Source organism: Rhodococcus sp. DMU1 (assembly GCF_012272955.1).
In the GTDB taxonomy this organism is placed as follows: Bacteria; Actinomycetota; Actinomycetes; order Mycobacteriales; family Mycobacteriaceae; genus Rhodococcus; species Rhodococcus aetherivorans.
The window spans coordinates 5,675,160-5,700,570 of the sequence record NZ_CP050952.1 but is presented as its reverse complement, the minus strand read 5'-3'; the positions used below and the strand labels follow the sequence as shown (position 1 = coordinate 5,700,570).

Genomic DNA, 25,411 nt, shown 5'->3' with positions numbered 1-25,411 from the left:
TGTCACCTCCTGTGCCGCGCAGGAGCGGCATCGTCGTTCGTCGGTTCCGGCTTCGCGGCCCGCGTGCCCATGTCGATGCACGACTCGACGAACGACAGGACCGTCGAGTGGTACGCCGGCGCACCGAAACCGATGCTCAGGTTGTGCCCGCACCCTGGCTGGACTTCGACCGCGACCCGGGGTGCCGCGGTGAACAGACCTTCGATCGCGGTCAGGGACTCGGGATCGGACCGCCACACGCTCTCGTACTCGGCCGCCGTGAAGTGGACCGGCACGCGCACCTGGGCGGCGAGGATCCGGAAGTCGTGTGCGGCCCACCCGAGCCGCACGTCCGCCTCGTACCGCGGCGTGGCCGACGCGATCGGGCCGCCCCCGACGATCTCGGACGGATACAGGTCGGTCGGGGCCCACAGCAGTTCTCGCATCCCCCGCGGCGCGGCGTATCCCGTCCCGGCGTCGAGCACCTTCTGCACCTCGGGGAAGTGCTCGAGTCCGGTGCCGGCCACCTCGATGCCGAGCAGGCCGCGCCCGCGTTCGTCCGCAGCCATCCGCAAGCCGAGTTCGGTGCCGGCCGAGTGGGACCACACGAACAGTCCCGCGCCGTGCGGACGCGTGCCGAGTATCCGGTCGATCGCCTCGTACGTGATGTCGACGCGGTGCTCGGCGGCGGCGATGTCCGCTGCGTGCGGCGCAGATCTGCCGTAGCCGGGCCGGTCGAGGGCAAGCACCGTGTACCCGCGCGCCGCGGCGGTGCGCAGCAGTGACAGTTCGGGATGTCCCGGGCAGTCGAAATAGCCGGAGTCGGTGGCGCCGCCGTGCAGCGCAACGACGACGGCGCGCGGCTCCGGTGCCTCGGCGAGACGGGCGGACATCGGCACGCCGCCGATCTCGGTGACACGAAATTCCGGGCCCGGTTCAGCCGCGCCGGCAGGAGCGTAGGTGTGCTGGGTGTGAGTCATTCATCCGTCCTGAGGAGCATCACGCCACCCGGCGTGAGGCCGCCTGTGCCGACGACGGCGACCCGCGCGCCCGCGATCTGACGGGCGCCGGCCTCGCCACGCAACTGCGTGACCGCCTCGTGGACGAGGCCCATGCCGTGGGTACGGCCGTGGGAGAGCTGGCCGCCGTGCGTGTTGAGTGGGAGCACGCCGTCGCGTGCGATGTTCGTGCCGCCGTCGAGGAAGTCCTTCGCCTCGCCGATTCCGCAGAAGCCGAGCGCTTCGATCCACGACAGGCAGTTGAAGGAGAATCCGTCGTAGAGTTCGGCGACGTCGACGTCCTCGGGGCGCATCGAGGTCCGCGACCACATGTGCGCGGACGGTCCGAAGGTGTGCGGTTCGTGGGTCAGCGTGCTCTGGTCCCACTCGATGCGCTCGACGATCTGGGTGCCGACCGCCTCCACGAGGATCGGAGTCGTCGGCAGGTCACGGGCCGCGTCCACCGCGGAGACCACGACGGCCGTCGCACCGTCGCACGGCACGTCGCAGTCGTAGAGACCGAACGGCGTCGTGATCGGGCGAGCACCGAGATAGTCGTCCATCGTCATCGGGTCGCGATAGATCGCTGTCGGATTCAGTGCCGCGTTCGCGCGCTGGTTGAGGGCGATCCACCCCAGCGTCTCGCGCGTGGCACCGTAGCGGTGGAAGTAGCGCTGAGCGTTCTGGGCGAGTGTGTGCGCGGCCGACGTGGCGCCGAACGGCACCATCCAGCTCGGTGTGCGGCCTGCGGGTGGCGTGATCTCGCCCCGGCCCACGAGTTCGTTGTAGCTGGCTTCCCACAGCGTGCGGTAGCACAGCACGTGCCGGGCCAGACCGCTCGCGACGGCCAGCATGGCCGCGATGACGGAGCCTGCGGGCCCGAATGTTTCGATGCCGCCGTTGTGCCACGTCGGGCGCAGGCCCAGGGCCGCCTCGAGCGCGGTGACGCCGCCCTCACCGAATCCCACGACCGGACCGGCACCGGGATAGGTCGCGAGCCCGTCGATGTCGGACATCGTCAGCCCGGCGTCCTCGACGGCGCGTTCGCACGCCTGGATCGTCAGGGACAGCGGCGGAACCATGAGACGGCGGCCGATCTCCGACATTCCGACGCCGGTGAGCGCGACCTTGTCCTCGAACTTCTCCTGCGTCGCCATGGGGCGGACGTGGAACCGGATCTGCTCGGGCGCGATCGCGTCCTGCGGCAGGGGAGCGAGCTCGGACTGCCCCCCTGCCGGCCGGAACAGCGGAAGCCACACGTCCTCGATCTGCTCGAAGACGACTTCCATCCGCTTGCCGAGCGCGAGGTCCTCGGGATCGCACTCGACCGCATTGGTGGTGAGGCGCACCCGGGGATCCTCCTCGAGAGCGACCTGCGCCACCACGTAGGGCGGTGGCAGCCCTGGCAGGCCGAAGCGGTGGTTGACCGTGAATCCGACGAGGGTCGCGAATCCCGAGACGACCTTCTCGCCCAGCTTCCGTTCTCCGCAATAGCGGCAGATCGGCTGCGGTGGGTGGATGAGTGCGGCACACGACTCGCACTCCTGCATCCGCAGCCGGCCGTCCGCACCGGAGGTCCAGAAGAACCGATTCTGGTCGGTCACCAGGGGTAGAGGACGTCCGGTCGTCACGTCGTCACCTCGTCCATGCTCCACGGATCGACCACCACCATCACGGAATCACCCTGCCTGTCTCGTTGTACTACGTGCGCGTGATCGGCTCGGCGAGGCGCTGCTCCTCGCACATCGCCTGTACCTTCTCGAGCGTCTCGTCGAGCCCTGCGCCGAGGCGGGGCCCGGGTGTGAAGGTCGCGGGGAGGTAGCGCATCCCCTGGATGACTCCGATGGAGTCGTAGTGGACGGTCCCTTCCGAATCGCACATGTAGTCCGGCATCCGGTCGAGCACGGCGACGAGCATCCGCTTGAACACCGTGCGCGCCAGGTTCGAGCCGATGCAGCGGTGCACACCCAGGCCGAAGCTGAAGTGGCGGTTGCCTTTTCGCTCCATGTCGATGGTATTGGGGTTCTCGAACAGCGACGGGTCGCGGTTGGCCATCGCCCAGGAGAGCCACAGTCGCTCGCTCTCCTTGAACTGGATGCCCTGGTACTCGCAGTCGGCGGAGAAGGTCCGGCCGTCACCCGGTGACGGCGTGAAGAACCGCAGGAACTCCTCGGTCGCGGAGTCGAGGAGCTGATCCCGGTCCTGGCTGAGGATCTCGCGCTGCTCGGGATTCTGCGACAGCCATTCGAGCGAGTGCGCGGTGAGTGCCGTGGTGGTGTCGAAGCCGCCGCCGATGAGCAGGCTGAGGATGCCGAGCAGCTCCATGTCGTCGGGCTTCTCGCCCAGGACCGTCGCACGGGCGAGCGCGTCGATCAGGCCCGGGCGGGGATTCTCCCGGATCTCGAACAGGTTGGTGAGCAGATCGATGCCCATCTGCCGGTGGAGTTCACCGATGCGCTGGATGTCGGGCGAGTCCGGCGGGGTGTAGATGGCGGCGTGGACCGGCTCGCAGTACATCTTCCACTTCTGAACCGGAATGCCCAGCATCGCCAGCGTGATCACGGCGGGCACGATGTTGGCGAGGTCGTCGACGAAGTCGATCCGGCCTTCCTCGATCTTCTCGTCGAGGCTCGCGCGGATCACCTCGTCGATGACCGGTATCCACTTCTTGATCGCGGCCGGCGACAGGTACGGGTTGAGGATCGAACGGAATTCGCGGTGCTCGGGGTCGTCCATTTCCAGGATGCCGCCGCGCACACCCGAGGCGCGTTCCCCCTTGGGGATCATGATGCCCTGGTAGCCGCGGCGCTGACCCTTGACGTCGTGGTCGTTCGAGACGTCGGGTGAGCGGACCAGGGTGAAGGTCGCATCGGCGCTGGCGGTGACCCAATGGCCACCGTGGGTCCCGGACCACGCCACCGGACATGTGGCCTGCATCTCCTCGGTGATCTCGAGGAACTTGTCCCGGTAGTCCGGGGCGTGCCGGTCGAACTGGAAGACGGGCCGTCGTCGGGTTTCGTCGGTGGAGATGTCGTCAACGCTCATGGCGTTGTCCTCTCTGGGGCTGTCGAGGGGAGGGCTGTACCGGAGGGTTGCTCAGAAGACGGTGATCGCCTGTTCGGGGCAGGACCGTGCGGCTTCGCGGACCTTCTCTTCGAGATCGGCGGGGACGTCCTCGTCGACGACCGACGCGTGGCCGTCGATATCGCTCAGCTCGAACACCTCCGGTGCCGCCATTGCGCACAGGGTGTGTCCTTGGCAGCGTTGCGCGTCGACTCGTACCTTCACGTTTCTTCTCCCGGTTCGGGTTGAATCTTGTTCGGAGTCGAGCCAGCTCACCGTGAGTGGGCTCTACGGCCGGGAACGGCCGCTCAGATGTGGTAGTCGTACCACTTGAGGTAGCCGCCGGCGTCGACGCGCATCTGCATGCCGGTCACGTAGCGGGCCTCGTCGGAGGCGAGGAACACCACGGCGTTGCTGATGTCCACCGGTTCGATGTACGGAACGGGCATGGCCTGCTGCACGCCGAACGCCGGTTCGGCGTCCGCGCGGGTCGGGTGCTCGAGGTCGGGGCGGAACGACCGGTACATCGGCTCGCTCTGCAGCATGTCCGTGTTGCAGTTGGTCGGATGAATCACGTTGGCGCGTATGCCCATCGGGGCGATATGTGTCGCAAGTTCGTGGACGTACTGCGACAGCGCCCGCTTGGAGAACACGTAGGCCACACCGCCGGGGTCCTTGCCGGGGACGTCCACCTTGGACACGTCCATGAGTGCGGCGGTCGAGCCGGTCGCGACGATCGAGGCACCCTCGCCCAGGTGGGGCAGCGCCACCTGGATCGCGTTGATGGTGCCCACCAGGTTGGTGTCGACGACGTCGCTCCATGCCTGCAGCTTGGGTTCGCCCTTCATGCCGGCGACACCGGCCTGCGCGACGACGATGTCGAGCCGGCCGAGTTCGGCGAGGCCCCGTTCGAGCGCGGACCGCAGTTGCGCGGCGTCGCGCACGTCGGCCTGGGCAGTGACGACCTTGCGACCGTGCTTCTCGACGAGCCGGGCCGTCTCCTCGAGATCCTCCGGCCGGGCCATCGGGTACTGGATCGATTCGATGTCGCGGCACAGGTCGACTGCGATGATGTCGGCGCCTTCCTCGGCCAACCGCACCGCATGGCTGCGTCCCTGGCCTCGTGCCGCGCCGGTGATGAACGCGACCTTGCCTCCCACACGTCCCACTGGGTTTCCTTTCGTCGATCGATCGGCGCTCGGCGTGCGGCCGAGTGCGGGAGAGCCGGCTGCCTCAGGTGTTCCGGCCGCCGTTGACGCCGAGGATCTGACCGGTGATGTAGCCGGCCTCCTCGGAGGTCAGGAACGAGCAGGCCGCGGCGATGTCCTCGGGCCGGCCGACCCGCCGCACCGGAGTCCGCTGGATGTGGTCCTCGATCGTCCCGCCGAGCAGGCCCTTCTCCTCCGACCTGCGGAGCATGGGGGTGTCGACGAAGCCGGGCGGCACGGCGTTGACGGTGATGCCGCTGGGCCCGTACTCGAGGGCGAGCGACTTGGTCAGCCCGTTCACGGCCGACTTGGCCGAGACGTACGCCGACATGAAGGGCTGGCCGGAGTGCGCGCTGGACGACGAGATGTTGACGATCCGGCCCCAGCCCGCCTCGATCATGTCGGGAAGCACGGCCTGGACGCAGTGGACGACGCCGCCGAGGTTGACGTCGATCACCCGCTGCCACGTCGCGTAGTCGATGTTCGCAAACCGCCTGTACAGCTCCAGGCCGGCGCCGTTGACGAGGATCGTGACCGGACCCAGCTCGTCGTGGATTTCGCTCAGAGCGGCGTCGATCTGCGCGCGGTCGGTGACGTCCACCTTGTACTCGAGTTCGGCACCGGAGGGATTGAGGTCGAACACGGCCACCCGATGGCCGTCCTTGCGCAGGCGCTCCGCGATGGCGCGGCCGATACCGGAGCTGCCTCCGGTGACCACTGCCGTCCTCACGACCAGGCCTCGTCGCCGACGATCGTGGTGCGCCGCATGAGGCGTTCGGACGACGGGTCGTAGGGCAGGGCGCGGTGCAGCATGCCGGTGTTGTCCCAGATCACCACGTCGCCGACGGTCCACTCGTGGGTGTAGCTGAATCGGTCCTGCGTGGTCCACGCGAGCAGTTCGTCGAGGAGCGCCCGGCTCTCGTCGGGGCGCATGCCGACGATGTGGTCGGCGGTGGCGCCGATGACGAGGGACTTGCGCCCGTCGCGGCGCTGCCACACCAGCGACGTTTCGTGGGTGGGCAGTGACCGGTAGACCGCGAGCTGCTCGGGGGTGGGGTCGGGGTGCACCAGGCGCTGCGCCGCCTCGAAGCTGTGGACCACCCGCAGACCCTCGTAACGCTTGCGCTCCGATTCCGGCAGGTTCTCGTACGCGGCATACGTGCTGGCGAACTCCGTGCCGCCGCCGACCATCGCCACGTGCCGGGCCGTGAGCATCGTCGCCTTCGCCGGCACGTCGTTGGTGGTGTCGTCGATGTGCCAGTGGAAGGTGCCTTTGAGGTACTCGGCCGACCGCGCCTTGGACGGATCGAGTGAGACCGTGAAGATCTCCTCGCCGGGCGCGGCCTGCACGACGGTGCCGAGCTTGCGGCTGAAGGCCAGCTGAGCGTCGTCGTCGAGGCCGAGTCCGCGGATCAGCAGGACGCCTCGCCACTTCAGTGCTTCCACCAGCCGGCTGACCACCGCGTCGTCGTGCAGGTCGTCGATCGCGAGGCCGGTGACTCCTACACCGAATGCGGGGGTGAGCGCAGTTGTGTCAATCACAAGAATCTCCCTTCCGATTTCAGAGAACAATAGTCTCCCGTGTCAGAGGGCCGCAAGACCCGCATCCACGCGGCTAAGAGCGATCCAATTCACAACTTGGGGTAGGCGCGGAGGGGTTCCGTTGCTACATTCTTCTCAAGCGAGTGTGAATGATTCTCTGATTGAGAGAATATGATTTCCATCATCCCGTGCTGTGAGGAGTGCGAATGTCATCGCAGGAGACGGTCCAGGACACACGTCCGGACACCGACGGCGTGAGCGTCGATCGGCGCATGCTGATCGACGGAAAGCTGGTCACGACCGAGCGCACGTTCCCGACCATCAACCCCGCAACCGGTGAAGTGTTCGGGTACGCCCCGGACGCCGGCGTCGAGGAGGTGGAGGTCGCCATCGCCGCCGCGCGACGGGCCTTCGACACCACCGACTGGTCCACGAACGTGGAACTGCGCATCCGGTGCCTCGAGCAGTTCCACAAGGCCCTGCGCGAGAACGTCGAGGAGTTGCGCGCGCTCACGGTCGCCGACGTGGGCGCCACCCTGCAGCTCACCTACGCCAACCAGCTCGAGGCCCCTATCGAGATCGTCCGCTACTTCGCGAATCTGCTCCGTGAGTACCCGCTGACCGAGGATCTCGGCGAGATCGAGACCAAGGGCGGACGCCACCGACGGTGGATCGAGAAGGAGGCGGCGGGTGTCGTCTCGGCGATCGTTGCCTACAACTACCCGACCCAGCTCGCCATGATCAAGATCGCGCCCGCCCTCGCTGCCGGCTGTACCGTCGTCCTCAAGGCTGCGCCGGACACGCCCCTCGTCACACTTGCACTCGGCGAGATCATCGCGAAGCACACTGACATCCCCGCCGGCGTCATCAATGTCATCAGTTCCTCCGAAGTTGCGCCCGGTGAGCTCATGACCACCCACCCGGACGTCGACGTGGTGACCTTCACCGGCTCGACCCCCACGGGACGCCGGATCATGGCCGCGGCCGCCGACACCATGAAGCGGGTCTTCACCGAACTCGGGGGCAAGTCCGCGATGATCGTCCTCGACGATGCCGACTTTGCGAGTGCCGCCAAGTTCGCCGCCGGGACCGTCTGCTCGCACGCCGGTCAGGGGTGCGCGCTGACCACCCGCATGCTCGTGCCCCGAGAACACCATGACGAGATTGCGCAGATGGTCGCCGCTATCATCGGCCACATCCCGTTCGGCGACCCCACCGATCCCAAGAACTACATGGGTCCGCTCGTCAGCGAACGGCAGCGCGACAAGGTCGACGGTATGGTGCAGCGGGCGATCGCCGACGGCGCCCAGTTGCTTGCCGGCGGCAAAAAGATCGATCCCGGGTTCTTCTACGAGCCGACCGTCCTTGCCGGCGTGGACCCCAAGAGTGAGATCGCCCAGGAGGAGGTCTTCGGACCGGTGCTCGCGATGATTCCCTACGAGGACGACGACGACGCCGTGCGCATCGCCAACGACTCGATCTTCGGCCTCTCGGGTGGCGTGATGAGCGCCTCCGACGAGCGGGCCATCGCGATCGGCCGACGCATCCGGACCGGCACGATGGGCATCAACGGCGGAAACTACTTCCATCCCGATGTTCCGTTCGGAGGCTACAAACAGTCCGGCGTGGGACGTGAGGGCGGCCGGGCCGGTTTCGAGGAGTTCCTCGAGCTCAAGGCCTTTGCGGTGGCGGTGAAGCCGTGAAGCCCCTGGAAGGGATCCGCGTCCTCGAGGTCGCGATGTACGGGTTCGTTCCGTCGGCCGGCGCCGTGCTCGCAGACTGGGGCGCGGACGTCGTCAAGGTGGAGCACGCGGTCACCGGCGACCCGCAGCGCGGACTCCGGCAGGTGGGCACCATGCGGGTGGAGGGCGATCCGAACCCCAACGTCGAGCACGCCAACCGCGGCAAGCGCAGCATCGGCCTCGACATGGGCACCCCGGAAGGCAGGGAGGTGCTCGATGCGCTCATCCGCGAGTCGGACGTCTTCCTCACCAGCTTCCTGCCCCACGCGCGCACCAAGTTCCGCATCGACGTCGACGACGTCCGCGCCGTGAACCCGCAGATCGTCTACGCGCGCGGCAGCGCGCTCGGCCCGCGCGGGATCGAATCTGACAAGGGCGGATACGATATGACCGCCTTCTGGGCCCGGGCCGGCATCGCCGCGACCCTGACCCCGGCCGGGGTGGAGGGAATGATCAGTCCGCCCGGGCCGGCCTTCGGCGACACCATTTCCGGTACCAACCTTGCCGGGGGCGTCGCCGCCGCCCTGCTCAAGCGCGAACGGTCCGGCGAGCCGTCGGTCGTCGACGTCTCCCTGCTGAGCAGCGGCGTATGGGCGATGGGACACGGAATCGCGTTGTCCGCCCACGTCGGCCGGCACATGGAGGCGCCCACACCGGGCGCCCACGGCGCACCGACCAATCCGCTGTCCGGACTGTACGAGACGTCCGACGGGCGGTACCTGTCCTTCGTCATGCTGCAGCCCGCCAAATACTGGGCCGACGTCTGCCGGCACATCGACCGTCCCGACCTGGTCGACGATCCGCGCTTCGCGGACTCGCGGCAGCTCGCGGCCAACACCGACCAGGCCGTCGCGATCCTGCGCGTGGTGATCGGCAGCCGCACGCTCGCCGAGTGGTCCGAGCGGTTCGCCACGCTGTCGGGGCCGTGGGCGCCGGTCCAGGACTCCCTGCAGGTTGCCGACGATCCGCAGGTACGCGCCAACGAGTACATCGTCAAGGCCGGGGAACTCGAATTGGTAGCCAACCCCGTCCAGTTCGACGTCACCGCAGCGGAACTCGGGCCGGGCCCGGAATTCGCCGCCCAGACAGAGGAGATCCTGCTCGAGCTCGGCCTGGACTGGGATCGCATCATCGCGCTCAAGACGGCCGGCGCAGTCACCTAGATCCACCTGGAGAACGCAATGCCATATGTCGCTTCGATCGGCACCTACCTACCGTGCTGGGGCACGGCCGACGCCCGCGTCGCGGGAGACGACGAGGACGCGATCACCCTCGCCGTCGAAGCGGGTCGCGCTGCACTCGGGGACGGTGCCCCTGTCGAACGGGTCGTCCTGGTCACCCGGGACCTGCCGTTGCTCGAGAGCAGCAACGCGGCCGTTCTGCTCGCCGGCCTCGGGCTCGATCCCGAACTCGAGGTCGCCGAGCGCCTCGGCGGGGCGCCGGCGACATTGGACGCGCTCAGCTCCGGGCGACCGCGAAGCCTCATCATCGGCGTCGATCTCGAACCGGCGGGTGCGGCGGCAGTGCTGACCGCCGACCGGGGCCTCCCCATCCGCACGGCCGCCCGCGTCGCGCGCAGCCTGCCCGTCCGTACCCGCAACGCGACCGGCGACGTCCACGACTACGGCGATCCACGACTGTTGCGTGCCCGCGGACTGCTCGCCTCCCTCGAGAGCGCGTGGGTCGACACCCCGACCGTCGTCGCGGGCGTCGACCACGAACAGGCCGAATCACTCGATACCGCTCCGCCGGTGCGGCTTCCGACGTTCGGTGCGAGCTCCGGGCTCTTCGCGCTCGCCTCGATGGTCGAGGCGGGACAGTCCGGCACCCTGGTCGGCGTCGAGCAGGCCAGCCTGTCGGGCATCGGAGTCGGGGAGGGCGCCATCGCCGTCCATCGCCGGGAGCCGGCAGCCAAGGGGTATGTCGAGTACGCGCAGCTGTCCGGTGTGGACATCCCGATCTCCCTCGCGGCGTACGAGCGGGCGTTCGAACCGAAGGTGCGGTGGGAGGCCGGGCAGCACGCCGGCAGCGACCAGCTGGACTTTCCGCCGCGATACCAGGTGGGAGACGACGGCACGCTGCGCACCGACTACACCTTCGTTTCTCTTCCCCGGACCGGCACCGTCTACACCGCCGTCACCGTGCACGCCCCCGTACCCGGCTTGAAGACGCCGTACTCGCTAGCGCTCGTCGAACTCGACGGTGTCGACATCCGTGCCCTGGTCAGGGTCACCGGCGCCGAGCCCGGCACAGTGGACATCGGGGACCACGGTCGCCTCGTGCTGCGACGCGTCGCGGTGCGCTCGGGAGTTCCCGACTACGGCTACGCGTTCGAGCCCCTACCCGACATCGACACCGAAAGCGAGGCGGCATGAGAAAGGTAGCGATCGTCGGCGCGGGCATGACGCCGTTCGCCGAGCACTTCGCGCTCGGTATCCGGGACCTGGTGCCGATGGCCTTCGCCGAATGCGCGGCGAGCGTCGACAAGGGCCTGTCCAAGTCGGATCTGCAGGGTGTGTGGCTCGGCGAGATGGGCTCGGTCGACGGCTTCCCATCGGGTGTCCTCGCCGATACGCTCGGTCTGCTCGACATACCGGTGACCCGAGTCGAGAACTCCTGTGCCACCGGGCACGACGCCATTCGCAACGCGTTGTTCGGCATCGCATCCGGTGCATTCGACGTCGCACTCGTACTCGGCGCCGACAAGCTCCGCGAGACGGCGTCCAGGGGCATGGTGTGGGAGTGGGAAGGGATGACCCGGGACATGGCCTGGGACTACCCCCTCGGTCTCGCCCAGGCCGGCTTCGCCCTGCACGTCCGTCGCTACCTGCACGAGTCGCCCGCGACCCGGGAACACATGGCGATGGTGGCGGTGAAGAACCGGCGCAACGGCGTTCGTAACCCCAAGGCGGCCCGGCGCTCGGAGATCACCCTCGAACAGGCGCTGTCGGCGCCGGACGTCGTGACGCCGTTCGGACTCTACGACTGTGCGCCGCAGACCGACGGTGCCGCCGCGCTCGTCCTCGCCGCTGAGGACGTGGCGAGCCGGTACACCGATCGCCCGGTGTGGATTCGTGGTGTCGGGCTTGGGATGGATTCGGTGATGCACCAGCACAAGCCGGACATGACGACCTTCCCGGCCACCGTCCGCGCCGCGAAGCAGGCCTTTACCATGGCGGGGCTGTCGCCCTCGGACGTACAGGTCGCGGAGATCCATGACTACTTCACGGGAATCGAACTCATCAGCTACGAGGACCTCGGATTCGCCGACCGGTTCGAGGCGTTCAAGCTCGTCGAGGCGGGCGTCACCGATATCGACGGTGCACTTCCGGTGAACCCCAGCGGAGGCCTGAACTCCAAGGGACACCCTCCGGGTGCCACCGGTGTCGCCCAGTGTGTCGAACTGTTCGAGCAGCTGCGCGGCACCGCGGCGAATCAGGTCGAAGGGGCGCGAATCGGACTGGCGCACAATGTCGGTGGACCGACCGCTGTCGCCGGCGTGACGATCCTGGAAGGTCCCGGGCAGTGACCGCGCAGATCGGAGGGACGTCCATGACGCACACACCGGCCGAAGCCACCTCGATCGGCCGCGCGCACCGAGAGCTTTTCGACGCCGGTCTCGCCGTCCGCAGGGACGTGCTCGGCGACGACTACGTCGATGCCGCGCTGCGGGCGGCTGCCGGATCCGACGGCGAACCGCTGCAGCAGTACGTCAGCGAGACGGTGTGGGGCTCGGTGTGGACCAGGCCCGGTCTCGAGCGGCGCGAGCGGAGCCTGATGACCCTCGCGATGCTCGTGACGCTGAACCAGCCACGGGAACTGACGGCCCACGTGCGTGCCGGATTGCGCAACGGTCTGACGCGCAAGGAAATCGTGGAGGCCGTCGTCCATGCGACCGCCTATGCCGGCATCCCGGCAGGCGTCGCGGCCATGCGTGTCGTCCAGGAAGCGCTGGTGGCCGAGCTCGGTCCCCTGGATCGGCCGGAGTCGCCCGCGGCGGCCGGGCGCCCGGGCGGTGCCGGCATGCCCCTGCCGGGTCGCACGGTCGGCCTGATCGGCCTGGGCGCCATGGGTTCACCGATCGCCCGCAACTTCCTCGCCGCGGGACAGCCGCTCGTCGTGCGCGACGCCGACCTCGCCGCACAGGGACGGTTCGTCCGTGACAATCCCGATGCGGTCGGCGCCGAGGACACCGCCGCCTTCACCGAGTGCGACGTCGTCGTCCTCGTCCTGCCCAACAGCGACATCGTCGACAACGTCGTACTTTCCGAGGGCGGGCTGCTGTCCCACCTGCGCCCCGGCAGCGTCATCGTCGACATGGGGTCGAGCGTTCCCGCCCGCACGCGCCGTCTCGCCGAGGCAGCCGCGAGACGGGGGGTCGCCGTCGTCGACGCTCCCGTCAGCGGGGGTGTCGCGCGAGCGGCGAAGGCGGATCTCGCGGTCATGGTCGGCGGCGACGGCACCGCGGTGGAGGGCGTGCAACCGCTCCTCGAGGCCACCGGCAGCCGGATCATCCGGGTCGGACCGGTCGGATCCGGGCACGCCGCCAAGGCATTGAACAACCTGCTCGCCGCCAACGGATTGGTCGCCGCGGCCGAGGCCCTCGTCGTGGGGCGCAAGTTCGGGATCGACGCGGCCACCCTGCTGTCGGTGATCAATGCGGGCAGCGGCCGCAACCAGGCGACCGAGACGAAGTACGAGAACTTCGTGCTCTCGAGGACGTTCGACTCGGGATTCGCGGCGGTCCTGATGCGCAAGGACATCGGTATCGCGCTCGACCTTGCGCGCGACATGGACGTCGCGACGCCATTGGGACAGACGCTGGGGCGGATCTGGAACAGCGCTGTCGAGGAACTTGCCCCGTCGGCGGATCAGACCGAGGTGGTGCGTCATCTCGAGGAACTGGCCGGCGTCCTGCTGGAGACCGGATCCGGAGAATCGTCGGATGTTTCAGGCTGACCGGCGCGGTGCCGGGTATCGGGAGAGGCACATGATCGATCCGCGGGTGAGGAAGGTGGCGGCATGACCGACACGGTGACCCGCACCACCGGCCCGGACCCGACGACACGCACCGCCGCGGCGGGCCGGCTGCCGGCCGTGCCCCGGATCCGGCGCCGACGCCCGGTGCTGGTGTACCTGGCCGCCGCCTGGCTGCTCCTGCTCCTCGGCGCCGCCGCCCTGGCCGACGTGCTCCCGCTCGCCCCCTACGCCACCCCGGTCGGCCCACCCCGCCAACCCCCGCAACCCGGCCCGCTCGACCTGCTGCTCGGCACCGACACCATGGGCCGCTCGATCCTGTCCCGCCTCGTCCACGGCGCCCGCATCTCCCTGCTCGTCGGCACCGTCGCCGGCCTGCTCGGCTTCACCGTCGGCGCGACCCTGGGCCTGCTCGCCGGCTACTTCCGCGGCCGCCTCGACACCGCGATCACCCTGCTCACCGACGCCATGCTCGCCTTCCCCCCGCTGATCCTGCTGCTCGCCCTGGCCTCGGTGCTCACCCCCAGCGCCGGCACCATCGGGCTCGGACTGACCCTGCTGGTGATCCCGTCGTTCACCCGGCTGGCCCGGGCCAACACCCTGGCCTGGTCCTGCCGCGAATTCGTCAAGGCGGCGACGAACATGGGCGCCGGGCACGGCCGGATCCTGACCCGGGAGATCCTGCCCAACCTGATCGCCCCGCTCGCGGCCTACCTGCCGATCGTGATGGCCGCCCTCATCGTCGCCGAGGGCTCGCTCAGCTTCCTCGGCCTGGGCATCCCGCCACCGCAGCCGAGCTGGGGCCAGATGATCAACGACGGCAAGGACGCCCTGGCCACCGACCCGCACCTGGTGTTCGTGCCCGCCACGGTCATCTTCGTCACCGTCTTCGCCCTCAACCTCGTAGGAGACCACCTGCGCACCACCTTCGACCGCACCCTGCACGACTGAACCCACCCCACCGGCCGCCACGGCCGGAAGGAACCACCGTACGACGTATCGCCCCTCCCTCGGGGCAGGCCCCCAGGCCTGTCCGCTCCACCTCGTTGATTCCGAGAGGTCGCAAGATGACACGATCCAGACGTTTCCTCACAGCGGTCGCCGCGGCGTGTGCCGTCGCGTTGGCGGTCGCCGGGTGTGGTGGCTCGAGCTCCGACAGTGGGGCCGCCGCCGACGTCGGCGAACCGGTTTCCGGCGGCGTACTGCGTGCGCTGCAGACCGGTGAGCCGCGGAGCCTCGATCCGGCGAATCTGTCCAACACCTGGGCGCACCAGCCGATCCTCGGGAATGCGCTCTACGGGACGCTGATGATCAACAACAGCGAGACGCTGGAGCTCGAGTACAAGATGGCCACCGACTTCTCGACGACCGACGGCGGCGCCACGTTCACCCTGAAGCTCCGGCCCGACCTGAAGTTCACCGACGGCAATCCCCTCGACGCCGCGGCCGTGAAGTTCAACTGGGACCGCCTGCGCGACCCGGCGCTCGGTTCGACGTCGATCCGACAGGCCGTGCAGATCGCGAGTTCGGAGGTGGTCGACTCGACGACCTTGAAGGTCGCTCTGACATCGCCGAATCCCCACTTCGGCCAGGCCTTGATCGCCGGCGCGCTGAACTGGATCGCGTCCCCGGCCGCGTTGCAGAAGGGCCAGCCCGCATTCGACGAGAACCCGGCCGGCGCCGGACCGTTCAAACTGGTCCGGTGGACCCGCCAGGACGCGATCGAGCTCGAGCGCAACCCCGGCTACTGGGACGCACCCAAGCCGTACGTCGATTCCGTCACGATCCGCACAGTTTCGGACAGCAATCAGCGGATCAACACGATGACGACCGGAGGCGCCGACATCGCGTCCGAAACCAACTACGCCAGCCTGAACAAGGCGGAGTCTGCCGGGTTGCAGACCGCGGTGACGACTACCGGCGGTGGTCAGTTCTTCGGCATGAACGTCCGCCGGGCTCCCTTCGACGACGTTCGCGCGCGTCGGGCCGTCGCTCTGGCACTGGACATGGACACCCTCAACTCGGTCGTCTACAACGGTGAGGGCAAGGTGCCGACGACGCTGTTCGAGGAGTCGTCGCCGTTCTACACCGACGTCGCGCTGCCCGCGTCGAACAAGGAAGAAGCGCAGCGGTTGTTCGACGAACTCGCCGCCGAGGGCAAGCCGGTCCGGTTCACCTACCTGGCGTACCCGACGACGGAGAGCAAGGCCGCCGGCGAGAGCATTCAGACTCAGCTCAGCGCATTCGACAACGTCGAGGTGCAGGTCGAGGTCGTCGACTACGCGGCCGCGACGGCCCGGGCCGGTGCGCGTGACTTCGACATGCTCATTTCGTCGTCGATCATCCAGGATCCGGACTTCCCGATGTGGATGGCGTTCCACTCTACGTCGCCGGGAAACTTCACCGGGATCAGCGACGAGGAACTGAGTACCGCATTGGACCAGGGCCGTGTCGCGGAGTCGGTCGACGAGCGCAAGGCCGCGTACGACACCGCGCAGAAGCGGATCGCCGAACTGGTGCCGGGCGTGTGGTACACCCGCGCCGTTCCGTCCGTCACCTTCGGCGAGAACGTCCACGGCGTGCAGCTGTACACCCTGGGATCGCCCCTGCCCGAGGAGATCTGGATCTCCGACTAGACAGGGGCGCCGCAACGATCGGCCTTCGTCCCGGTTCGGGCGCGGGCAGGTGCCGGAGCCTGCACGACCGACGTACCGTCGGCCACGTCGTGCAGGCTCCGGTTCGCGTCTCGGCGCCACGGAAGGTTGCGGAAGCCGTGCGAAAAATGAGACTATCGAAAGAAGAGAATTACGCTCTCGCCACCGTGCCGGTGTCTCCATCCGGGGGCGGTCTCGAGGCCACGCATGCACAGTCCACACTCACGGAGGAACCAGTGAACATCGACGACATGATCCTGGTGAGCATCGACGACCACGTGGTCGAGCCGCCCGACATGTTCCGTAACCATGCGCCCCGCAAGTTCGCCGACGAGGTCCCCCGGATCGTCGTCGACGAACGCGGCGTCGACCGATGGATGTACCGCGGCAAGCCGGTGGGAGTGGCGGGTCTCAACGCCGTGGTCTCGTGGCCCCCGGAGGAATGGAACCGGGACCCGGCCGGGTACGCCGAGATGCGCCCCGGCGTGTACGACGTGCACGAGCGGGTGCGCGACATGAACGCCAACGGCATCCTCGCGTCGATGTGCTTTCCCACCTTCGCCGGCTTCAGCGCGGGTCATCTCAGCCACGTGAAGGATGAGATCACCGTCGCAATGATCCAGGCGTACAACGACTGGCACATCGAGGAGTGGGCCGGCGCGTATCCGGGGCGCTTCATCCCGATCGCGATCCTGCCCCTGTGGGATCCGAAACTGGCCGTCGCCGAGATCGAACGCGTCGCCGCGAAGGGCTGTCGTTCGGTGACGATGGCCGAACTGCCGCACATCGACGGACTGCCCAGTTACCACGACCTCGACTACTGGGGCCCGGTGTTCCAGGCGTTGTGCGACAACGGCACGGTGATGAATCTGCACATCGGCCAGGGCTTCGGTGCGCTGCGGCTCGCGCCCGACTCGCCCATCGACAACCTCATGGTGCTGGCCCCCAGCGTGTCGCTCATCGCCGTGCAGGATCTGCTGTGGGGGCCGGCGTTCCGGAACTACCCGGACCTGAAGGTCGCGCTGTCCGAGGGGGGAATCGGGTGGATCCCGTTCTTCCTGGACCGCTCCGACCGCCACTACACCAACCAGCGCTGGTTGCGGCGCGACTTCGGGGGCAAGCTCCCCAGCGACGTGTTCCGCGAGCATGTGATCGCCTGCTACGTGACGGATCCGACCTCGCTGCGGCTCCGGCACGAAATCGGTATCGACAACATCGCGTGGGAATGCGACTACCCGCACTCGGATTCCCTGTGGCCGGACGCGCCCGAATTCGTGCTGCGGGAGCTCGGGGCGGCCGGCGCGGACGACTCCGATATCCACAAGATCACGTGGCAGAACGCCTGCCGATTCCTGAACTGGGATCCGTTCGCCCATATCCCGCGGGAGCAGGCGACCGTTGGGGCTCTGCGTGCGCAGGCCGCGGATGTCGACGTGTCGATCCGGTCCCGGAAGGAGTGGGCGGCCCGGTACGCCGCGCACACGGCCGGCTGACCTCAGCGGCCGACGGCCGGCGACGAATCTCGAACGCGGGAGGACCTCCGGGTCCTCCCGCTTCTGCGCTGCGTGGAAGTGATATTGCGCTTCTTTGCAACATGATCGGTGCAGTTCGGGAACCGGAAGGGCTCGCCGGTCGGACCCCCGTCTTCGCCGGACGACGGCCCCACAAGCAGAATGCCGGCCACACGGTTCTGTGTGGCCGGCATCTCCGGATTCCCGAGTGTGGCGGTGGCGGGACGATCTGTCGATCAACTCGCCCGCAGTTCGGTCGCGCGGGTTCTGCTGTCGCAGATGTCCAGGAGTGTCCGAACCAGCTGCGGCTCGAGCCCGAACCGGGGACCGGCCGTCAGGATCTCGCGGAGACGGTGGAAGAACTGCTGCGAGGTGATGCCGAAGCGGACGAAGATGTCCTCGTCGGGACCGCCACCCCAGTGCCGCCACTTCGTGGCGAAGGCGAGCATCTCGTTCTCGATGTCCATGGTCGTACTCCTGTCGTGAGGGTGTCGGAACGGCCGGCGCGGAGGTGCGGAGGACGTTCCCTCCGCGCCGGCCGAGGTCTACGAAGATGTCACCGCAATCGGTCCTTCATCACCTTGCCGGTCGCGGTGAGCGGGAGTTCGTCGAGACATTCGACGAACCGTGGCACCTTGAACCCCGCCATCCGGTCGCGGCTCCAGGCGATGAGCTCCTGCGCGGTGACGGGTTCCTTCGCCACGACGAACGCCTTCCCGACCTGGCCGAGGCGCTCGTCCGGAACGCCGATGACCGCCACCTGCCGGACGGCCGGATGTTCGAGCAGGAAGCTCTCGATCTCGGCCGGGTAGGCGTTGAAGCCGCCCACGATGAACATGTCCTTCTTCCGCCCGACGATGCGCAGGCGATCGTCGTCGTCCAGGCTCCCGAGGTCTCCGGTGCGGAGCCAGCCGTCCGGGTCGATCGCCTCGGCGGTGGCGAGCGGATCGTCGAGGTAGCCCTGCATGACGTTGTACCCGCGAAGGAGCACTTCACCGTCGTCCGCGATACGGATCTCGATTCCGTCGCAGGGGGTGCCGACCGTGGTGGCGACCTGCTCGAAGGTGTCGCCGGGGCGCGACGCCGTGGCCGTCCCCGCCTCGCTCAGTCCGTACCCGGTCATGATGGTCTCGAACGGCAGCTCCTGCCGGATCCTCCGGACGAGTTCGACCGGAATGTCGGCGGACCCGGTGACGGCGGCCCGCAACGACGACAGATCCCGGTGGCTGCTCGCCGCCAGCAGGGACTGATACAGCGTGGGTGGTCCGGGAAGCATCGTGATCCGCTCCCGCTCGACCAGTTCCAGCACGCGCTCCACGTCGAACACCGGCACCGGGTACACGGTGGCGCCGCGGATCATCGAGGCGACCAGGCCGGCCTTGTAGCCGAACATGTGGAAGAACGGATTGACGATCAGATAGCGATCGCCTTCCCGCAGGTCGGCCAAGTCGCACCACTCCGAGAACATCCGGAGCGTCTGGCGGTGGTTCATCATGACGCCCTTGGGGCGACCGGTGGTCCCGGACGTGTACATGATGTCGGCGATGTCCTCGCCGTTCACCTCGCACTCGAACGGTGCTCCGCTGGAAAGGAAGTCGGACTGCAGATCGATCACGGGCACGCCCGCGGGGCCCTGGAAGTCCAACCCCAGGAAGCCCTTCCGGACGAGGACGACCTTCGCTCCGCTCCTGCCGAGGATGTCGCTTGCCTCGTCCGCCTTGTACCGGGTGTTGACCGGCACGAGCACACCACCCCCGGTCAGCGCGCCGAACGCAGCGATGATCCATTCGACGGAGTTGGGCGCCCAGATCGCCACCCGATCGCCCTTGTCGACACCGATGGACGCGAAAGCCCCGGCGGCGCGACGGACTCGATCGGCGAGTTCGGTGAAGGTGATCCGGGTCGGCCCGTCGACGACCGCTTCGGCATCGCCGAAGCGGTCCGCCGCACTCAGGACCATCTCGGGGATGGTCTGCCACGTCATACGTTCAGCAGCCTCGCGAGGTTGCCGCCCATGACCTTCGCCTGATCCTCCGGGCTCAGGTTCTGGATGTGCGAGATGTAGGTGACGGGCTCGGCGAGGCCCTCGGGATGCGGATAGTCGGATCCGAAGAGGACCCGATCGGCCCCGATGAGCTCCGTCAGCGCAGCGAAATCCTCTTCCCAGAAGGGGCTGACGTGGACGCTGCGCTTGATGGCCTCCACCGGATCCTGCATGCCGAAGCCCTCCGGCGCCTTCTTGTACACGTCGCTCAGGGTCTGCAGCAGCGACGGCAGCCAGCTGGCGCCGTTCTCGATGACGGCGATCTTCAGCTCCGGGTACCGGAACAGTGCACCGTGGCACACCCACGACGCCACCGCGTCCTGGACCGGCCGCCACTCGTTGACCATCCGGAACGTGTTGGTAACGAACGGGAGCATCTCGTTGTCGTTGCCCTCCCATTCGGCCGCATGCCGCGCGTAGCCGCTGTCGGACGAGTGCATGGTGACCAGGACGTCGAGTTCGACCACGCGCTTCCAGAAGGGGTCGAACTCCGGCAGCGCGAACGAGCGGGAGCCCCGGTAACCCGGGACGGGTGCCGGGCGGACGAGGATCGCCTTGGCGCCGCGTTCGACGCACCACTCGAGCTCCTCGATGGCCTTTTCGACGATGGGCAGGCTGATGACCGGCACGGTGAAGATGCGATCCTGGTAGTTGAACGACCAGGTCTCGTGCAGCCACTCGTTGAGCGCGTGCACGACCGCGTGGATCAGCTCCGGATCGTCCCGCATCCGCTCCTCGACGAGGCTGGCCAGCGTCGGGAACATCAGGGTCCGCTCGATGGCCAGTTCGTCCATCAGTTCCAGGCGCGCGGCGGGATCGCGGAAGGCCGGGATCGACTTCATCGATTCCCCGAAGATCTCCCGCTTGCTCTTGCCCTCCGGGTTGCCGTTCTTGAAGTAGTCCTCCATCGCACCGGGCCGGGCGACCACCTCGAAGGTGGGGTTCGGGATGTACTCACTGATCTGGCCGCGGATGGCGATCTTGGTACGCCCGTCGACCTGAACGTACTTGATGGCGCCCTGGTACTTCTCCGGAAGGAACTTGGTGAGCGCGTCCTCGGTCTCGTACAGGTGATTGTCCGCGTCGAACATCGGATACGGCGGCTTCTTCGATGCCATGAGATCCTCCTTATCGATTTACGAGAATACTATTCTCTTCAGTCGAGGGTCGCAATATCCTGCCGCACCACGAACTTCTGGATCTTGCCGCTCGCGGTGCGTGGGAAGTCGTCGATCCGGTGCAGCTCCTCGGGCCACTTCTGCTTGGCGACGCCGGCGCGGTCGAAGTGCTCCCGCACCTCGTCCATCGTGGGCATGGTGTGCCCGGGCTTGAGGCGGAGGACGGCCGCGACGTGCTCGCCGAGCCGGGAATCGGGTGCGGCGACCGCCGCGGCCTCCGCGACGCCGGGAAGGCCCAAGAGGATCTCCTCGACTTCGAGTGCCCCAATGTTCTCGCCGCCGCGAATGATGATGTCCGCCTTGCGATCCGTGATCGTGAGGTACCCGTCCTCGTCCAGGACGCCGATGTCGCCGGTGTGGTACCACCCCTCGTCGTCGAAGGCGAGCTCGTTCAAGGTCATGTCGGTGTAGCCGAGGCACAGGTCGGGTCCGCGGCTGAGGATCTCGCCGTCGTCGGCCAGACGGATCTCGACTCCGGGTGCGGCTTCCCCGTCCGTGAAGAGCCGCTTCTCCTCAGGGGCGGTGTAGTACGACACCGTGATCGAGGGGTGTTCGGTACTGCCGTAGGCGCGGAACACGATGATCCCGAGTGCGGCCAATCGAGTGGTGACCGCGGCGGGGACCGACGATCCGCCGAGGCCCGCATACTTCATGAACGGGATGTGCCCGGACGTGAACTCCGGATGGTCGAGCAGGCTCGTGACGAAGTAGGTCGCACCGCCGCCGACAGTGAGTCCGTCGCTCTTCATCAGGGCCAGCGCCCGGGCCGGATCCCAGACGTCCGTGAGGTTGATCGCGGTACCGTCGAGCACCGGGATCAGGAAGGCGTTGACCATGCCGATGAAGTGGCCCACGGGAGCGGCGGTGAGCTGCTTGCCGCGGTCCGGCGGGTAACGGTCCGCGAGCTGACGGGTCTCGCAGCCGAGCGTCTGATGGCTGTGGACGACGCCCTTCGGGGCTCGGGTGGTACCGGAGGTGAAGGCGATCAGCGCCGGACCCGACGGGTCGGTCGGGACGGTGCCGTCCATCGGTTCCGCGTCGAGGAGCTCGTCGAAGTCGCGTCCCACCACGCCCACGATCGGCACGTCCGCACACAGGTCGGCATCGAACTCGCTCCGGCCGAACTTCTCTGCGCAGACGAAGACCTTCGGCTTCGTCTCGCCGAGGATGTGCCCGAGTTCCTTTCGCCCGTAGAAGTGGACGACGGGTACGACGGTCGCTCCGAGAAAGGCGGAGGCCCAGAAGACCGCGGCCGCCTCCATCCAGTTGGGCAACTGGAAGACGACGACGTCACCCGGACCGACGCCGCGTGCACGCAGGCCTCCCGCGAGCCGGCGGGCCACCAGTTCGACGTCTCCGAACGTTCCGGACCACGGTCGCACCGTCGAGTGCACCCGGAACTCGGTCTCGGGGGCGGCGTCGAGACCGCGGGTGAGCAGGTCGCCGATGGTGTCGCGAGTCCACCACCCCTCTCGTTCGTATCGAGTGACCAGATCGGTGGGGATGTGCCGCATGGTGTGAGCTCCGATTCCCGAGTTGGCGCCGCGTCGTGGTGGCACCGCGACGCGACCGAGGGCCGATCGACATCTTGCGAGCATGATATTCTCCAAAATATAGAATGCCAATATCGGATCGGAGAACATCGCATGGTCGACCTCGAGGTGGACGACGGACTGGCGGTCGTCACGATCGATCGCCCGCATGCCCGCAACGCGATCGCCCCGGAAACCATGGACCAACTGGAGAAGGCTCTCGTCGCGGCGGAAGGGGCGGCGGCCCTCGTCGTCCGGGGCGCCGGTGACCGGGCCTTCGTCTCCGGTGGGGACCTCAAGGAGTTGAGCAGGCTCCGCACCTTCGAGCAGGCGTCCGGGATGGCCCGCCGGATGCGGTCGATCTGCGATCGGCTCGCGTCGTTCCCCGCCCCGGTCGTCGCCGCATTGAACGGCCACGCGCTCGGGGGTGGTGCCGAGTTCGCTGTGGCCGCGGACATCCGCGTGGCCGCCGACGACATCCGGATCGGCTTCAATCAGGTTGCGCTGGAGATCATGCCGGCGTGGGGCGGTGCCGAGCGTCTCGCGGCGCTGGTCGGCAGGAGCAAGGCGCTTCTGCTGGCGGGAACCGGAACCATCCTGGATGCCGCCGAGGCCGAGCGCGTCGGCCTCGTGGACCGGGTGCTGCCCCGTGCGGAATTCGAGGAGGGGTGGCGCTCCCTGGCGAGATCGCTGGCCAATCGGCCGGCGGGGGAGATCAAGCGCGTCGTTGCGGGAGTGCCCGCGGAGGAGGCGATCTCGGCCTTCGCCGGACTCTGGATCGCGGATGCCCACTGGGAGGCGGCGGACCGGGTGATGAACCGTTCCCGAACTGCTCAGGACGCGCCATGCCCTTCGTGATCACCCAACGCTGCTGCAACGACGCCAGCTGCGTCACCGAATGCCCGGTCGACTGCATCCGGCCCCGTCCCGACGACCCGGAGTACGGCACCACCGAGATGCTGTACATCGACCCGGACACCTGCATCGACTGTGGAGCCTGCGTGGACGCCTGCCCGGTGGGGGCGATCTATTCGGACTACGACCTGCCTGTCTCTCTGACCCGGTTCGCGGAACTCAATCAGGCCTATTTCCAGCGGCATCCGCTGGAGAGCACGGATCTCGCTCCGCCACGCGCACCCGAGCGGTTGCCGGACGAGCTCGGCACGCTACGTGTGGCGATCGTCGGCTCCGGTCCGGCCGGCTGCTACGCGGCGGTGGAACTGCTGCAGTACGGCAACGTCGAGGTCGAGATGTTCGACCGTCTGCCGGCGCCGTGGGGCCTGGTGCGCAGCGGGGTCGCGCCCGATCACCCGGAGACCAAGGCAGTCGCGGAGATGTTCTCCTCGGCGTTCCGGGGCGATGCGTTCGAGTTCCGTCTCGACGTGGAAGTGGGGGAACACATCTCGCTCGCGGAGCTGCGCCGGCACCACCACGCCGTCGTGTACGCGGTCGGCGCGCCCGGGGATCGGCGGCTCGGCATACCGGGAGAAGACCTGCCGGGCAGTCACTCGGCGACGGAGTTCGTCGCCTGGTACAACGGCCATCCCGACTACACCGACCGGGAATTCGACCTGTCCGGGGAACGCGCCGTGATCGTCGGGAACGGCAACGTCGCGCTCGACGTCGCGCGGATCCTCACACTCGACCCGGACGTGCTCGCGAAGACCGACATCGCTTACCACGCACTGGAGGCTCTGCGCAGCAGCAACATTCGCGAGGTCGTCGTACTCGGGCGGCGCGGCCCCGTGCAGGCGGCGTACTCGGCGCCCGAGTTCCTCGCGCTGGGATACCTGCCCAGCGTCGACGTCGTCGTCGACGAAGCCGAGCTCACCCTCGACCCCGCGAGCCGGGCCGTGCTCGACGACCCGGACGTCGAACCGTCGCTGACGCTGAAGCTCGACCTCGCCCACGAGTACGCCGGCAAGCCCGCGCGTGACGGCAACAAGCGGATCGTCTTCCGCTATCTCGTCTCGCCCACCGAACTGCGCGGCAGTGGCCGCGTCGACTCCGTCGAGCTCGTCCACAACACGCTGGACGCAGACCTGAACGCCGTCCCGGCGAACGAGACCGAGGGCGTGAAGGCGTCACTGGTGTTGCGGGCGGTCGGTTACCGCGGCGAACCCGTGGCCGACCTGCCGTTCGACGACGCGCGCCGGGTGATTCCGAACAGCCGCGGCCGCGTGGAGGGAATGCCCGGCGTCTACACCACCGGCTGGATCAAGCGGGGGCCCCGCGGCGTCATCGGCACCAACCGCGCGGACTCGCAGGAGACCGTCGCGACGCTGCTGGAGGACTTCCGGGCGGGCATGCTCGCTGAGCCCGAATTCGACCGCTCCGCCCTGAACGCCCTCCTGGCGGAGCGCCGGCCGCAGTCCGTCGACAAGGCTCGGTGGCGCGCGATCGACGCGGCGGAGAAGGCCGCGGGCACGGCGGTGGGCAGGCCGCGCGTGAAGAATGTCGCGCTCGACGTCACGGTCCCGGCCATCGGAGAGTGACGTCCGCCGGGTCGACGATGTGGAGGAGACGCCATGAAGCGAACGATTTATCCTGAGGAGTTCCCTTGTGGCACTGTGGCATCGGATCATCCGGTCGAGTACGACGTCGGACATGTGGAGGAGCTGTTCTCGCGGGGACGTGCCGTCGTGCCGGTCGGCCCCGACGAGCTGCCGGTGCTCGTCGTGAAGACGCGCCGTGGGCTGTTCGCGGTCACCAACAGATGTCCTCATCGCGGGGCGTCCCTCGACGACGCCGAGGTGAGCAGATCCACGATCACGTGCGCCCTGCACGAATACAGATTCGACCTCCGGAGCGGCCGGGTGACAGGCGGCTGGGGTACGCGGCCGACGTGCGACCCGCTGGTGGTGCACCGCGTACGCCTCGCAGACGGACGTCTCGTCGTGGCGCTGGCCCGGAGCCGCGCGGATTCGCCCCGTGCGTGACAGCATCGGGTCCGACGTCCGGGATGTTCGGCGAACCCGCCGGC

Annotated in this window: 22 protein-coding genes; 11 read left to right on the top strand and 11 right to left on the bottom strand. The window is 68.0% G+C overall.

Annotated features, from left to right (window positions below; genetic code table 11):
- Nucleotides 1–2 precede the first annotated feature (2 nt).
- The 7 genes from HFP48_RS26060 to HFP48_RS26030 form a co-directional block, all read right to left on the bottom strand.
- Nucleotides 3–959, bottom strand: a complete 957-nt coding sequence (locus HFP48_RS26060) for an alpha/beta fold hydrolase (protein ID WP_168580315.1) — start codon at nt 957–959, stop codon at nt 3–5.
- Nucleotides 956–2,608: an OB-fold domain-containing protein gene (locus tag HFP48_RS26055; RefSeq protein WP_168580314.1), complete on the bottom strand. Its 1,653-nt coding sequence runs from the start codon at nt 2,606–2,608 to the stop codon at nt 956–958. Before HFP48_RS26055 ends, HFP48_RS26060 begins: the two co-directional genes overlap by 4 nt.
- A 70-nt stretch (nt 2,609–2,678) precedes the next feature.
- Nucleotides 2,679–4,022 carry a cytochrome P450 gene (locus HFP48_RS26050; RefSeq protein ID WP_168580313.1) on the bottom strand — a complete coding sequence of 448 codons (1,344 nt, stop codon included), beginning with the start codon at nt 4,020–4,022 and terminating at the stop codon, nt 2,679–2,681.
- A 51-nt stretch (nt 4,023–4,073) separates the two neighbouring features.
- Complete coding sequence (locus tag HFP48_RS26045) at nt 4,074–4,265, bottom strand: ferredoxin (protein WP_168580312.1); 192 nt, start codon at nt 4,263–4,265, stop codon at nt 4,074–4,076.
- 83 nt (nt 4,266–4,348) lie between these two features.
- Entirely contained in the window at nt 4,349–5,209 is an 861-nt protein-coding gene (locus HFP48_RS26040) for a mycofactocin-coupled SDR family oxidoreductase (RefSeq protein ID WP_168580311.1), read from the bottom strand.
- Between the two features lie 64 nt (nt 5,210–5,273).
- The gene (gene fabG / locus HFP48_RS26035) at nt 5,274–5,978 is read right to left on the bottom strand and encodes a 3-oxoacyl-ACP reductase FabG (protein ID WP_168580310.1); all 705 of its coding nucleotides are present in this window, start codon (nt 5,976–5,978) and stop codon (nt 5,274–5,276) included.
- On the bottom strand, nt 5,975–6,790 hold the full coding sequence (locus tag HFP48_RS26030; RefSeq protein WP_168580309.1) for a TauD/TfdA family dioxygenase: 816 nt from the start codon (nt 6,788–6,790) through the stop codon (nt 5,975–5,977). Before HFP48_RS26030 ends, fabG begins: the two co-directional genes overlap by 4 nt.
- 206 nt (nt 6,791–6,996) lie before the next feature.
- On the opposite strand from HFP48_RS26030, the gene HFP48_RS26025 reads away from it, so the two are divergent.
- The 8 genes from HFP48_RS26025 (at nt 6,997) to HFP48_RS25990 (ending at nt 17,656) form a co-directional block, all read left to right on the top strand.
- Nucleotides 6,997–8,493 carry an aldehyde dehydrogenase family protein gene (locus HFP48_RS26025; RefSeq protein ID WP_168580308.1) on the top strand — a complete coding sequence of 499 codons (1,497 nt, stop codon included), beginning with the start codon at nt 6,997–6,999 and terminating at the stop codon, nt 8,491–8,493.
- Nucleotides 8,490–9,695 (top strand): CoA transferase, encoded by a 1,206-nt coding sequence (locus HFP48_RS26020; protein ID WP_168580307.1) that lies wholly within the window; start codon nt 8,490–8,492, stop codon nt 9,693–9,695. Before HFP48_RS26025 ends, HFP48_RS26020 begins: the two co-directional genes overlap by 4 nt.
- Nucleotides 9,696–9,713: 18 nt before the next feature.
- A complete protein-coding gene (locus HFP48_RS26015) occupies nt 9,714–10,907 on the top strand; it encodes an OB-fold domain-containing protein (RefSeq protein ID WP_168580306.1) in 1,194 nt (397 codons plus the stop codon).
- Nucleotides 10,904–12,061, top strand: a complete 1,158-nt coding sequence (locus tag HFP48_RS26010) for a thiolase family protein (RefSeq protein ID WP_168580305.1) — start codon at nt 10,904–10,906, stop codon at nt 12,059–12,061. Before HFP48_RS26015 ends, HFP48_RS26010 begins: the two co-directional genes overlap by 4 nt.
- Nucleotides 12,062–12,084: 23 nt before the next feature.
- Nucleotides 12,085–13,491, top strand: a complete 1,407-nt coding sequence (locus HFP48_RS31750) for an NAD(P)-binding domain-containing protein (protein WP_168580304.1) — start codon at nt 12,085–12,087, stop codon at nt 13,489–13,491.
- Between the two features lie 63 nt (nt 13,492–13,554).
- Nucleotides 13,555–14,460: an ABC transporter permease gene (locus HFP48_RS26000; RefSeq protein WP_168580303.1), complete on the top strand. Its 906-nt coding sequence runs from the start codon at nt 13,555–13,557 to the stop codon at nt 14,458–14,460.
- 116 nt (nt 14,461–14,576) lie between these two features.
- A complete protein-coding gene (locus tag HFP48_RS25995) occupies nt 14,577–16,145 on the top strand; it encodes an ABC transporter substrate-binding protein (RefSeq protein ID WP_168580302.1) in 1,569 nt (522 codons plus the stop codon).
- A gap of 254 nt (nt 16,146–16,399) precedes the next feature.
- Nucleotides 16,400–17,656 carry an amidohydrolase family protein gene (locus HFP48_RS25990; protein ID WP_168580301.1) on the top strand — a complete coding sequence of 419 codons (1,257 nt, stop codon included), beginning with the start codon at nt 16,400–16,402 and terminating at the stop codon, nt 17,654–17,656.
- 254 nt (nt 17,657–17,910) lie between these two features.
- Here the strand turns inward: HFP48_RS25990 and HFP48_RS25985 are convergent, their stop codons facing one another.
- The 4 genes from HFP48_RS25985 to HFP48_RS25970 form a co-directional block, all read right to left on the bottom strand.
- Nucleotides 17,911–18,141 (bottom strand): DUF3263 domain-containing protein, encoded by a 231-nt coding sequence (locus HFP48_RS25985; RefSeq protein ID WP_168580300.1) that lies wholly within the window; start codon nt 18,139–18,141, stop codon nt 17,911–17,913.
- 89 nt (nt 18,142–18,230) lie between these two features.
- Nucleotides 18,231–19,658, bottom strand: coding sequence for a FadD3 family acyl-CoA ligase (locus tag HFP48_RS25980; protein WP_168580299.1), 1,428 nt, complete (start codon nt 19,656–19,658; stop codon nt 18,231–18,233).
- Nucleotides 19,655–20,836: an amidohydrolase family protein gene (locus tag HFP48_RS25975; protein ID WP_168580298.1), complete on the bottom strand. Its 1,182-nt coding sequence runs from the start codon at nt 20,834–20,836 to the stop codon at nt 19,655–19,657. Before HFP48_RS25975 ends, HFP48_RS25980 begins: the two co-directional genes overlap by 4 nt.
- Before the next feature lie 38 nt (nt 20,837–20,874).
- Nucleotides 20,875–22,410 carry an AMP-binding protein gene (locus tag HFP48_RS25970; RefSeq protein WP_168580297.1) on the bottom strand — a complete coding sequence of 512 codons (1,536 nt, stop codon included), beginning with the start codon at nt 22,408–22,410 and terminating at the stop codon, nt 20,875–20,877.
- A 132-nt stretch (nt 22,411–22,542) separates the two neighbouring features.
- Between HFP48_RS25970 and HFP48_RS25965 the strand changes: the two genes are divergently transcribed.
- The 3 genes from HFP48_RS25965 (at nt 22,543) to HFP48_RS25955 (ending at nt 25,367) form a co-directional block, all read left to right on the top strand.
- Complete coding sequence (locus tag HFP48_RS25965) at nt 22,543–23,286, top strand: enoyl-CoA hydratase/isomerase family protein (protein ID WP_168580657.1); 744 nt, start codon at nt 22,543–22,545, stop codon at nt 23,284–23,286.
- Nucleotides 23,274–24,923, top strand: a complete 1,650-nt coding sequence (locus HFP48_RS25960; protein WP_168580296.1) for an FAD-dependent oxidoreductase — start codon at nt 23,274–23,276, stop codon at nt 24,921–24,923. The genes HFP48_RS25965 and HFP48_RS25960 overlap by 13 nt, the downstream gene beginning before the upstream one ends.
- A gap of 75 nt (nt 24,924–24,998) precedes the next feature.
- Nucleotides 24,999–25,367 (top strand): Rieske (2Fe-2S) protein, encoded by a 369-nt coding sequence (locus HFP48_RS25955; RefSeq protein ID WP_168580295.1) that lies wholly within the window; start codon nt 24,999–25,001, stop codon nt 25,365–25,367.
- The last annotated feature ends 44 nt before the right edge of the window (nt 25,368–25,411 follow it).